General features: G+C 71.6%; 8 protein-coding genes and 1 other RNA gene. 6 read left to right on the top strand and 3 right to left on the bottom strand.

Going from position 1 to position 11204, the window contains the following annotated elements; translation table 11 throughout:
- Positions 1–61: 61 nt before the first annotated feature.
- Both ACZ6SA_RS29435 and ACZ6SA_RS29430 read right to left on the bottom strand, forming a co-directional pair.
- Positions 62–1747 (bottom strand): PH domain-containing protein, encoded by a 1686-nt coding sequence (locus ACZ6SA_RS29435; protein WP_465831721.1) that lies wholly within the window; start codon positions 1745–1747, stop codon positions 62–64.
- Between the two features lie 28 nt (positions 1748–1775).
- The gene (locus tag ACZ6SA_RS29430; RefSeq protein ID WP_465831719.1) at positions 1776–2297 is read right to left on the bottom strand and encodes a PH domain-containing protein; all 522 of its coding nucleotides are present in this window, start codon (positions 2295–2297) and stop codon (positions 1776–1778) included.
- A 630-nt stretch (positions 2298–2927) separates the two neighbouring features.
- Here ACZ6SA_RS29430 and ACZ6SA_RS29425 point away from each other — a divergent pair.
- From ACZ6SA_RS29425 to ACZ6SA_RS29400, 6 genes are all read left to right on the top strand, one after another.
- Positions 2928–3446 carry a YbhB/YbcL family Raf kinase inhibitor-like protein gene (locus tag ACZ6SA_RS29425; RefSeq protein ID WP_465831716.1) on the top strand — a complete coding sequence of 173 codons (519 nt, stop codon included), beginning with the start codon at positions 2928–2930 and terminating at the stop codon, positions 3444–3446.
- 184 nt (positions 3447–3630) lie between these two features.
- Positions 3631–5391, top strand: a complete 1761-nt coding sequence (locus tag ACZ6SA_RS29420; RefSeq protein ID WP_465831714.1) for a hypothetical protein — start codon at positions 3631–3633, stop codon at positions 5389–5391.
- Between the two features lie 77 nt (positions 5392–5468).
- A complete protein-coding gene (locus ACZ6SA_RS29415; RefSeq protein WP_347646855.1) occupies positions 5469–7709 on the top strand; it encodes a SulP family inorganic anion transporter in 2241 nt (746 codons plus the stop codon).
- A 4-nt stretch (positions 7710–7713) separates the two neighbouring features.
- The gene (locus ACZ6SA_RS29410; protein WP_347646856.1) at positions 7714–8727 is read left to right on the top strand and encodes an NAD-dependent epimerase/dehydratase family protein; all 1014 of its coding nucleotides are present in this window, start codon (positions 7714–7716) and stop codon (positions 8725–8727) included.
- A gap of 233 nt (positions 8728–8960) precedes the next feature.
- Entirely contained in the window at positions 8961–9938 is a 978-nt protein-coding gene (locus ACZ6SA_RS29405; RefSeq protein WP_347646857.1) for a serine hydrolase, read from the top strand.
- 137 nt (positions 9939–10075) lie between these two features.
- Positions 10076–10612, top strand: coding sequence for a nuclear transport factor 2 family protein (locus tag ACZ6SA_RS29400; protein ID WP_347646858.1), 537 nt, complete (start codon positions 10076–10078; stop codon positions 10610–10612).
- 86 nt (positions 10613–10698) lie between these two features.
- On the opposite strand, the gene rnpB is transcribed toward ACZ6SA_RS29400, so the two are convergent.
- An RNA gene (gene rnpB / locus ACZ6SA_RS29395) (RNase P RNA component class A) lies at positions 10699–11085 on the bottom strand.
- Positions 11086–11204: the final 119 nt, after the last annotated feature.

Genomic DNA, 11204 nt, shown 5'->3' with positions numbered 1-11204 from the left:
CGCGCGCGGGTGGGCACGCCGGCGGCCAGCGAGCAGGTGGCGGTCAGCGGGTGGGTGGCGGTCAGCGGGTGGGTGGGGGTGGTGGTTCGAGGAAGGGCGCGAGCCATTCCGGCGTCACCTCGGCGGGGAAACCGGCCCCTTGCGCCTCCGACACGTCGAGCGCCGAGTAACCGCCCTTGCCCGCTCCCACCCCGGCGATCAGCGTGAGGACGCCGGCTCGCCGCTGGAACCACGTCTGGCGCAGCCGCCAGCCCACCACCGCCCGGCGTTCGACCACGGCCTGGGAGCGCCGCAGCGATCCTGAACGCACCGACAGGCGCGCCCCGTCGTAGCCGTGCCCGAGCGACGCGTACCGGTCGAGCCCGAGGGGAACCCCCGCGGCGGCCAGCAGAAACGCCAGCACCAGAAGGATCTGCCACACCACCGAGCCGGTCGCCCAGATGCCTGCGAGGCTCACCGCCACCAGCAGGAGCCAGGGGGCGACGGCGCGGAAGAGGCGCCGCCGGCGGGCCACGGGCGGGTGGGGGCGCAGCCGGGCGCGGAAGGGGCCGATCGCGTCGCCGGTCACCTGGAAGGCCACGGCGCGGGGAACGTCGGGCAGGAGCTGCCCGCGGGTCTCCGAGTCGCCGAGCCCGGTCACGATGGCCCAGGCGCGTACGACGCGGGCCCACCGCTCGGCGAGGCCGTCGACGATCTCGTAGCCGCGTACGCGCGCCGACTCCAGCGACACGCTCCGCCGGTTGATCAGCCCTCGCTCGGCCACGAGGTGGCGACCGCGCCGTTTGAGGGAGAAGTCCCAGTTGAAGACGGCGTACATCAGCCCGCCCACGAACGGCATCGCCAGCACCAGCAGCAGCGCCGCGACGAGCAGCAGGTAGGGGCGTTGCCAGAACCACTCCCCGACGGTCAGGGCGGCGTCCCGGCCGAATCCCAGGTCGTCCCCCCACTGGAACGCCAGCCCCACCGCACCGCCGAGGAGCGCGAAGGGCGTGAGCAGGTACGCGCCGGACAGCGGCCCGTACAGCAGCCACCTGCGCGGGATGCGGATGATCTCCCGTTCGGCCTGCTCCGCCTCCTGGACGCCGGGCTCGCGGCCGACGGGGCGGGCCGCGCGGCGCAGGAGAACCGCTTTGAGCCGTTCGGCCTCCGCCAGGGAGACCCCGTTGAGCTCGGCCTCCTCGTCGCCGCCGCTCGCCCCTGTGTCGATCTTCAGTACGGACAGGCCGAGCAGCCGGTGCATGGGCGGTGTGGACACGTCGACGCCGCGGATCCGCTCCAGCGGGATGGTACGGACGGACCGGCTGATCAATGCACGTTTCGTTTCCAGGCGGTCACCGACGATCTCGTACGTGAAGGTGGCCCACCTGATGATCGCGAACACCACGGTGCCGACCACGCCCATGGCCGCCCATCCGTACGAGCGGGCCGAGAAGCCGCCCACGAACAGGACGCCGACCAGGGGGAGCAGGAGGGAGGGCAGCATGCGCACCGGATCGATGAGCAGCACCTTGGGGCTCAGCCGCAGCGGCGCGCGGGCCGGGGGCCGAGGACCGCCGCCAGAGGCCGCGGGAGGACCGTCTTCCGGGTGCGGCCCCTCGGCCCAGGGCCGGGAGGACGCCGGTCGGGGGTGGACGCCGCCTTCGGGCGCGGGCCGGCCCTGCGCGTCCGGCGCTGTGGCCTCGTCCGGCGGAGGCGGGCCGCCGGGCGAGGGCTCGGGACCGTCGTGAGGCGCGCCGTGGCCGGTCATCGCATCTCCTCTGGCCGTCCGGGCACGGTCATGTGGCGTCGTCCCTGAGCTGCTCCGCCCGGTGCGCGAGCTGCTCCGCGAGCCCGGCCGCCACGCCGTGGTCGAGACCCTTGATCGTCGAGGAGCCGGCATGGGACGCGGTGCGGATCTCCAGCGTGGCCAGACCGAGCATCCGCTCCAGCCACCCTTGCCCCTTGTCGACCGTCTGGATGCGGCTCACGGGCACGAACACCCACTCCCTGGTCAGGAAACCCGACCTGGCGTAGACGACGTCGCCTGAGAGCTCCCAGCGGTGCACGGCGTACCGTACGAACGGCTCGGCCACCAGGAACGGCAGGAGCAGCACCACCACCGCGGTCGGCAGCAGCCAGGAGTTGTCGGCGTACCAGCCGGGGACCCACCACCACTGGCTGCCGTCGAGCCACCCGGACACCAGGAGCGAGCCGCCGAGGAAGAACACGAACGCGATCAACGACTCGAACAGCCACAGGCGGATGGCCTTGGGCGAAACGCGATTCGCCGGATCGCGGATCGGGCCTGATGAGGTCACAAGACCAGCTTAGGGCGCGAATCAGGCATGGAGATCGGCTCGCGGGCGGTAAAGATCGACCGGCCGTCCCGGCGTGTCTGCCGACGGCCTTCATGGGCAGGTGCCATGCTCGGTGGCGGCCGGCCGCAGGCTGTCGAGCCTGGCCACGTCGGCGGCGCCACGTACGTGCCAGCCAGGTCCGGCGAGCGCAGGACCGCACCTCAGCGCGAGCGCCCTCACGCACGTGGCGGCCGCCGTTCGCGCCCGCACCGCGACGCCTGATCGCCCTTCTCTTTACCGTCAGGAACGATCTGGCGCACCTGATTTTTCCACGTGGGCGGCAACCGGCACGATGTCCGTCTTGTCGGATCACCGTACGAGATTGCACCCCAAGTCCCGTCACAGTGAACCAGCAGGCCAGAAAGGGTCCCGCAGGGTAGCCCGATTCGGTTCCCTCCAGAAGTGGAGGGGCGTCCTTGTGTCCAACCTCACGGCCGGGATGCCGTGATTCTGACCGGTTTCGGATCCTTTACCGGCCACCGACCATCGGGAAACGGTCTGCACACCGCCGAGACCCGCGTAGCATCGTCCGTCATGGGGCTGTGTAACACGGCGACACGCGTGCGCCGCATCGTTGTCAGTGTGACAGCGGTGACCGTCGCGTTCGCGCTGTCGGGCTGCAGCAGCCTCATCGGCAGATCACAGGCCGAGGACATCGCGGAGGTCAATGTCTCGAGCCCGGAGTTGCGCGAGGGCGAGCCGCTGCCGCGCGATTACTCCTGCAAGGGCACCCAGGGCAGCCCGCCGCTGCGCTGGTCGAGCCAGCCGCTGTCCAAGGCGAAGTCGATCGCGATCGTGGTCGACAGCCATACATCATCGACGTCCACCGTGCACTGGGTGCTTTACAACATCCCGGCGACCACGACGGAGCTGGGCCCCAACGCCGCCGAAGAGCCCCCGGAAGGGGTCGGGCAGGCGCCCTTGCCGAGTGGGAAGGCGGGCTACGATCCCCCCTGCGATGCGGGCAGCTACCGCTTCACCGTCTACACGCTGAACGGCAAGGTCAAAAGGCGGGAGGGAGCCCCTCCCCTCGACCTTCCCGAGATCTTGAAGCAGATCGCGGACCAGACCATAGCCCGGGGGCGGCTCACCGCGGTCGACCTTCAGTAAGGGGTCGAACACGACGTGTAGCACTGATGTACCAATTCTTCACGTAGGGTGTGACAACGCTCATAGTGGTCCGACAGAATCAGATCCAATCGTTAGGCACTGGTGATCAAAGGGGGCAGATCGCGTCGATGGCCGCGCGATCTCATCGGTGCCAAAGGGAGGCCATGGCTTTGAGGGTGGTGCAATGATCGCGGTCGTAGTGAGCTTGGTCGCTGTCGTGCTCCTCGTGCTCGTCGTCGTGGCACTGGGCATGCGTTCGATGAACCGCCGGGAGAGCTCGCTTCCTCCGGAACGGCTGAAGGAGATGGCCGAGAAGGAGGAGTCGACCCACGCTCGGTCCACGGACGAGTTCGCCGCGCACGAACCGCGGATGAACAACTTCAGCCCCGACTTCAGCCCGATCGACCAGCCGAAGGCGCCGAAACCGGTGCGCACCGGTCAGCGTGGCCGGCGTGGCGTCGACGAATGGGGCAACCCGACGTCCGACGACGAGGACGAGGAGTTCTGGGCCAACATCCGCAGCGACGCGGAGGAGGGCGGCTTCGGCGCGGGTGGCACCGTGGCGGCCAGGAAGGGCGCCTCCCGCCCCGTCGAACGCGAGCGTCCCACCGAGCACCCCACCGGGCACCCCACCGGGCACCCCACCGGGCACCCCACCGAGCACCCCACCGGGCATCCAGCTGAGCATCCAACCGGGAATCCGACCGGGCGTCCCACCGGGCGCCGGGCAGAGCGCCGCGCCGAGCGTCCCGCCGCGTCCGGGGGCGAGCGTCCCGCGGAGCGGCAGGCGAGCCGGCCCGCCGAGCGCCGCTCGGAGCGTCCAGGCAAGCGCGCCGCCAAGCCGCGGCCCGTGGCGGCCTCCGTCGACCCCGACGCGACCACCGTCCAGGGCCCGCTGCCGCAGCGCCAGCCGGCCGCCTCCAACCACTCCTCCCATCACCCCTCCGGCCTCGCCGACCTGGTCGAACCGGCCAAGCCAGCCGTCCCTGCGCAGGCCGAGCTGGCCGACCAGCGCACCGTGACCTTCTCGGCGCCTCCAGGCGACGTGATGAGCATCCTCGCCCCGGGCGCCCAGCCGGTGCCTCCCCCCGCCCGGCCCGCCGACCCCGCTCCCTCCACGTCCCCGGTCCCGGTGTCGTCCAACACCACCTATCCGGCGCCCACCACCAGCGGCTCGTTCCCCGCGACCGGCGGCAACGGCTCGCTCTCCACCAACAGCGGCGGCCCCCTGGGCAGCGGCTCGTTCCCCGCGACCCCGGCCGGTGGCAGCGGCTCGTTCCCCGCCGTCAGCCCCACCTCGAGCGGCAACTTCCCGGCCGCGCAGCCCACCCCCATCCACGGCGCGCCGACGAGCGACCCGTTCCCCGCCTACAACGGCGTGGCCGACCCGCTCGACACCACCTGGACCAACCCGCCCGCGACCGGCCCGTCATCCGGCCCGTCGTCGGGCTCGTGGCCGGCGTCCACGCCCGACGTCCTCGACGGCCCCTCCCCGGCGACCTCGTTCGGCGCTGTCGGCTCGTGGCCGGCGTTCGATCAGCCCGCCGAGCGTGCCGCCTACCCCGCCTCCTACGAAGTGAGCGCGGGCTGGGCCGTGGCCGACGACTCCGCCCCCCTCACCGGTCCCTCCCCCGCCACCGGCACCCCGACGGCGCCCGGCAGGACGGTCTCGGCCTACGACGACGTGCTCGCCGCTCCCACGCCCACACCCGCCCCTGCTCCGCAGCCGTCCTCGTTCGCGTACGAGACGGGCGACATCACCACGAGCCCCGCCGCAGGGGCATGGCCGGAGCCGCCGGCGGGCGGCGCCGCCGGCTCCGACACCACGTGGCAGGCGTTCGGCGGCGACGCGCAAGCACGACCCCAGGCCACCCCGGGCAACGGCCGAGGCAGCCACCGCAGGAAGAGCCCGGAACAGGACTACCCGCACGACTATTACCGGTGATGGCAGCCCTCATTAATGGGTAAAACCCACGTGAGACACGCCTAAAGCGCGGTCGACGGAGCAATAGGGTTTGCTCCATGATCCGCGACACGCACCGTATCCGGCTGAGCACGCTCCGGCATGACGTGCCGGCGTCGCTCGTGGTCTTCCTCGTCGCGGTGCCCCTCTCGCTGGGCATCGCGATGGCCTCCGGAGCCCCCCTGGTCTCCGGGCTGATCGCCGCCGTGGTGGGCGGGATCGTGGGAGGCACACTGGGCGGCTCCTCCGTACAGGTCAGCGGGCCCGCCGCCGGCCTGTCCCTGGTGGTCCTCGATCTCGTGCACACGTACGGATGGCGGGCCACCTGCATGATCACTCTGCTGGCGGGCGCCGTCCAGCTCGTGCTCGGCATCTTCAAGGCGGCCAGGGCCGCGCTGGCGGTGTCACCGGCCGTCATCCACGGCATGCTGGCGGCGGTCGGCGTGATCATCGCCCTCGCCCAGCTCCACGTGGTGCTGGGCGGCACGTCACAGAGCTCGGCCGTGGCCAACATCATCGAGTTGCCCGGCCAGATCGCCGACCTGCACGGGCACAAGGTGGCGGTCGGCCTGCTCACCATCACGGTGCTGGCGTTGTGGACCCGTCTGCCGGGGCCGGTCAAGGCGGTCCCCGCGCCGCTGGCCGCGCTGCTCGCGGCGGCGGGCACCGCCTGGGCCTTCGGCTGGGACGTCACCCGCGTCGACCTGTCCGAGAGCGTCGGCGAGTGGGCCTTCCCCGTGCTGCCGCAGGGCGACTGGCACCTGGTCGTGGCGGCGGTGCTGCTGGTGGCGCTGCTGGCCGGCTGCGAGTCGCTGCTGTGCTCCGTCGCGGCCGACAAGATGCACGGAGGCAAGCGCGCCGACCTCGACCAGGAGCTGACCGGCCAGGGCGTGGCCAACATGGTCACGGGCGCGCTCGGCGGCCTGCCCGTCGCCGGGGTGATCGTGCGCAGCACCACCAACGTGCGGGCGGGCGCGCGTACTCGCTGCTCGACGATCCTGCACGGGGTGTGGGTGCTCGTCTTCGCGCTCGGGTTCGGCTGGTCGATCCGGTTGATCCCGCTGGAGGCGCTGGCGGCGCTGCTGGTGTTCATCGGCGTGCAGATGGTGAACCTCGGTCACATCAAGAAGGTGCACGGCCACGGCGAGGTGCCGGTCTACCTCGTGACCATGGTCGCGGTGATCCTGCTCGGCCTGGCCGAGGGCGTGCTGGCAGGGCTCGCGCTGGCCGCGCTGCTAGCGCTGCGCCGGCTGACATGGGTCACCGTGCTCAAGCGCGAGGATCGCCCGGGGCGGCTGCACGTGACGATCTCGGGCTCGCTCACGTTCCTCGGCGTCCCCAGGCTGACGCACGAGCTGCGGGCGATCCCCGCGGGCACGGACGTCGACCTCGACCTGAACATCGACTTCATGGACAACGGAGCCTTCGAGGCCATCCACTCCTGGCGGCTCGACCACGAGCGCATGGGCGGCACGGTCCACATCGACGAGCTGCACGACGAGTGGTACGCGCTGGCGGCCAGCGGCGCGCGGATGTTCCCCGTCAAGTCGCCCCCCAAGGCGCCTGACCGGTGGTGGCTGCCATGGGCGCACCGGAGCCGTCCCGGGCTGCCCACCGTGTCGCCGTCCGACGCGTCCGAACCGTCGGAGTGCCGGCTCACGGAGGGCGCGCGCGAGTACCACCGGCGTACGGCTCCGCTGGTGCGGCCCATCTTCACCGAGCTGGCCCGCAAGCAGCAGCCGTCGCACCTGTTCATCACGTGCGCCGACTCCAGGATCGTGCCCTCGCTGATCACGGCGAGCGGCCCAGGAGACCTGTTCACGGTGCGCAACATCGGCAACCTGGTGCCGCGCAGGGGCACGGAGCCGCACGACGACTCGGTGGTGGCCGCCATCGAGTACGCCACGCAGGTGCTGGGAGTGCACACGATCACGGTGTGCGGCCATTCGGGCTGCGGCGCGATGGCGGGACTGCTGAGCGGCGGCGTACAGGCGGGCAGCCTGCCCGGGCTGCGCAGGTGGCTGCGGCACGGCAACCACAGCCTGGCCGCGTTCATCGAACGAGAGGGAGACCGGCTGCACAGCGGGGCGCTGGACGTCTTGTGCCGGGTCAACGTGCAGCAGCAGCTGGAGAACCTGCGGACGTACCGGAAGGTCGACGAGCAGGTGCGGGCCGGGAAACTCGAACTGGTGGGGCTCTTCTTCGACATCGGCTCGGCCAGGGTGCACATGGTGCCGCCGCTGCGTCCTGCGCTCTCCGTGAAGACGTCCGGCGACGTGGTGATGGCGCGCGAAGATTGACCCCATGAAACTTCTGGTCCTGGGTGGTTCGAAGTTCCTCGGGCGGGCCGTCGTGGAGGCGGCGCTGGCCCGTGGACATCAGGTCACGACGTTCAACAGAGGCCGCAGCGGGGCCGACGTGCCCGGCGTCGAGGCCGTGCACGGCGACAGGGATGTGGGCGCCGACCTCGAACGGCTGACGAGCGGACGGTCGTGGGACGCCGTCATCGACACGTCCGGCTACGTGCCGCGGGTCGTGGGCGAGTCGGTCCGGGCGCTGTCGGGACGGGCGGGGACGTACGTGTTCGTGTCCACGATCTCGGCCGCCGAGGGCTTTCCCGCAGGGCCGGCCGAAGACTCCGCGAGATGGCCGTGCGAGCCCGGCGCCGGGCCCGACGACGGCGAGTACGGCGAGCTGAAGGCGGGCTGCGAGCGGGCGGTCGAGCAGGGCTTCGACGGCGCCGTGCTGATCATCAGGCCGGGTCTGATCCTGGGGCCGCACGAAGACGTGGCCAGGCTGCCGTGGTGGCTGACCAGGATCTCGCACGGCGGGCGGGTCCTCGCCCCCGGCGACCCCGGGTCGCCGATGCAGCTGGTGGACGCTCGCGACGTGGCGGCGTTCACCCTCGACCGGGCCGAGGCCGGCGCGCCGGCTCTGTTCACGGTGACGGGGCCGGCGGGCAACACCACCTTCGGCGAGTGGCTGGGGTTGTGCAAGGAGGCGACGGGGTCCGACGCGGAGTTCGTCTGGGTGGACAGCGAATTCCTGGTGGAGCAGGGGGCGGGGGTGTTCGTGGAGCTCCCGCTGTGGGTCGGGCCGCCGTCGCCGGAGACGAGCCACTTCTGGACCGTGCCGACGGCCAAGGCGGAGGCGGCCGGGCTGCGTACGCGTCCCGTGGCCGAGACCGTGCGGGACACGTGGGCGTGGTTGCGCGAGATCCCCGAGGACCAGCGCACCTACGGCAAGATGACCCCGCACGGGATGGCGCCGGAGAAGGAGGCCGCCATCCTCGCCGCGTGGGCGGCCCGTTCTGCGTGATCCCGCGCTGACGGGACGGCCTGCCGGGGTCAGGGGTCGCGGCGGTGCCGGCGAGGTTCGCACCGGGCCTTGCGGCACCGGCCCTGGCTCCCCGGACGGGAGGTTCCCTGCCTGTCAGGCTGTGACCGGATCGCAAACGCGGTGGAAACACCTGCTCCGGGACGCTGCCTCTCATGGTTCTCCGCGCTTCCCCTTCCCCACCGTCGTTTCCGCCGGTTCTCGCGTAGGCAGCCGTGCCCGCGAAGCCCGGGGCGTCGCCGCGCCGCCGCGTCCTCCCCCTCCTCGCCGCGCTCGCCCTGCCGGCCGTGCTCACGGCGAGCGGCGTACGCGCCACGCCCGTCACCCTCACGCCCGCCTCCGTGACGGTGGGGTCGCCGCCTGCCGAAGCTCCGGAGCAGAACCACCCGGAAAGGGAACCTCCGGACAGGGACCGCCCGGAGAGCGAAGCGCCGGACAGGGAACCGTCGCCGACGGCCAACCGGAAGCCGCTCACCAGGTCGCTGGACCGTTACCTGGACGACGTCTCGGGTGAGCTCGCGGTGTCCGTACTGGATCTTCCGACCGGCCTGTCCTACTCCTACAACCGGGGGCTCAGGGCGGCCGCGGCCAGCATCGTCAAGGTGGACATCGTGATCGCGCTCCTCCTCAGGGCCCAGCGCCAGGGACGCGGCCTGACGGCCTGGGAGCGGCGCTCGGCGGCTCAGGCCATCAAGGTCAGCGACAACGCCGCCGCGTCCGCGCTCTGGGCGGCCATCGGCGGGTCGTCCGGGCTGGCCGCCGCCAACAAGGAACTCGGCCTGCGCCACACCCGTCCCGGTCCTGGCGGCGCATGGGGCTCGACCACGACCAGCGCCGCCGACCAGGTCCGGCTGCTCAAGGCGCTCTCGTCCACCACCAGCCCCTTGTCCGCTAAACACCGCCGCTACGTGCTGGGCCTGATGCGGAACGTGGTTCCGGAGCAGGCGTGGGGCGTCAGCGCGGCCGGGCGCGGCGAGGCCGACGTCGCGCTGAAGAACGGCTGGCTGCCCAGGCAACGGGACGGAGGGCGGTGGACGGTCAACAGCATCGGCAGGGTGCGGGATCGCGGTCACACCTTTCTCATCGCGGTCATCTCCCGGCGTAACAGCTCGATGGGGGTGGGGATCAAGGCGATCGAGCGGGTGAGCAGGCTCGTCACCCAGGCCCTCGCCAGAGCCTCCGCCCGGCGGTGACGTCACGCCTCACGGGCCTGCCATGATCGCCGAACTTCCGGCGGGCAACCCGATGTCGCCAGCTCGGACACCACCGCTCTCGCCGCGTCGTCCGATGACCGCCAGCGCGTCCCTTCACCCTCCGTGACACTGGAGTCATGAGCACAGCGAACACGACCGAGAGGCAGACTGACCGCTCCCCCTCGGAGGAGCGATCGCAGGACGCCTGGGCGGTCATGGAGAACTTCTACCGGGCCGAGGCCGCGTACGTCGCCGCGGGCGGGTTCGGCAACGCCCGTTATGACGAGGTAGCCGCGTATCTGGACCCCGACGTCGTCCTGTACCAGGCTCCCGGCCTGCCCTTCACGGGGACCGGCACGTGGCGAGGACATGACGGGATGGAGCGGTTCCTGGCCGCTTTCAGCCAGACCTGGGCATCCATGGAGTTCCTGGAGCAGGAACACTGGGGCGACAGGGACACGGTGGTGGTGCGAAACCGCGTACGGTTCCGCTCTCGCGCGACCGGCCAGGAGATCGACACGCAGATCATGCAGCTGATCCGGGTACGGCACGGGCGCATGCTCGAATGCCGGCCGTTCTACTGGGATCCCGCCGCCATCGCCGCCGCGACCACGCCTGTCCGGCACCCGGGGCCCGAGCACGCCTCGAACGCCGGCAGCACTGCCCACCCCTGACCTGTACGGCCAACCTCGTCCCGGACTCCGAGAGCTCCTTGACGTCGCTCCCACCATGGTCCGGCCCCTGGTCACGAGGGCGGAGAGTGACGAGCCGGCCTGTAGGCCGGGTTCTGTCCTTCGTGCGAAGGGGCGGCCATCCATCTAGGACCGCCGTTGCCGGCGGCCTCAAGCGGTCTACCCGCGCGGCTCGGGCGGACAGCCCTCGAACGTCGCGCGCGGGCGCTCCGGGGAGCGCCCTTCTTGACCTTGCTCCGGGTGGGGTTTACCGAGCCGCCCACGTCACCGTGGGCGCTGGTGGTCTCTTACACCACCCTTTCACCCTTACCTCCCGGCTGACCGGGAGGCGGTCTGCTTTCTGTGGCACTTTCCCGCGGGTCACCCCGGGTCGGCGTTACCGACCACCCTGCCCTGTGGAGCCCGGACCTTCCTCGGCGGGCCCGAAAGCCCGACGCGGCCGCCCGGCCGACTCGTCGGAATGAGGTTACCAAATCTCCCGCGTTCCCAGCCCCGTGGCGAGATCGTCCCGGTGGAACGAGGCTGGTCGTCGCCCGTGCGGAGGTGACGTGCCGTGCCGGGTGTTCTGGCGGCA

The organism is Nonomuraea sp. NPDC049378 (assembly GCF_055586745.1).
Note: the sequence above shows the minus strand (reverse complement) of the source record. Positions and strands in the feature narration are given on the sequence as shown.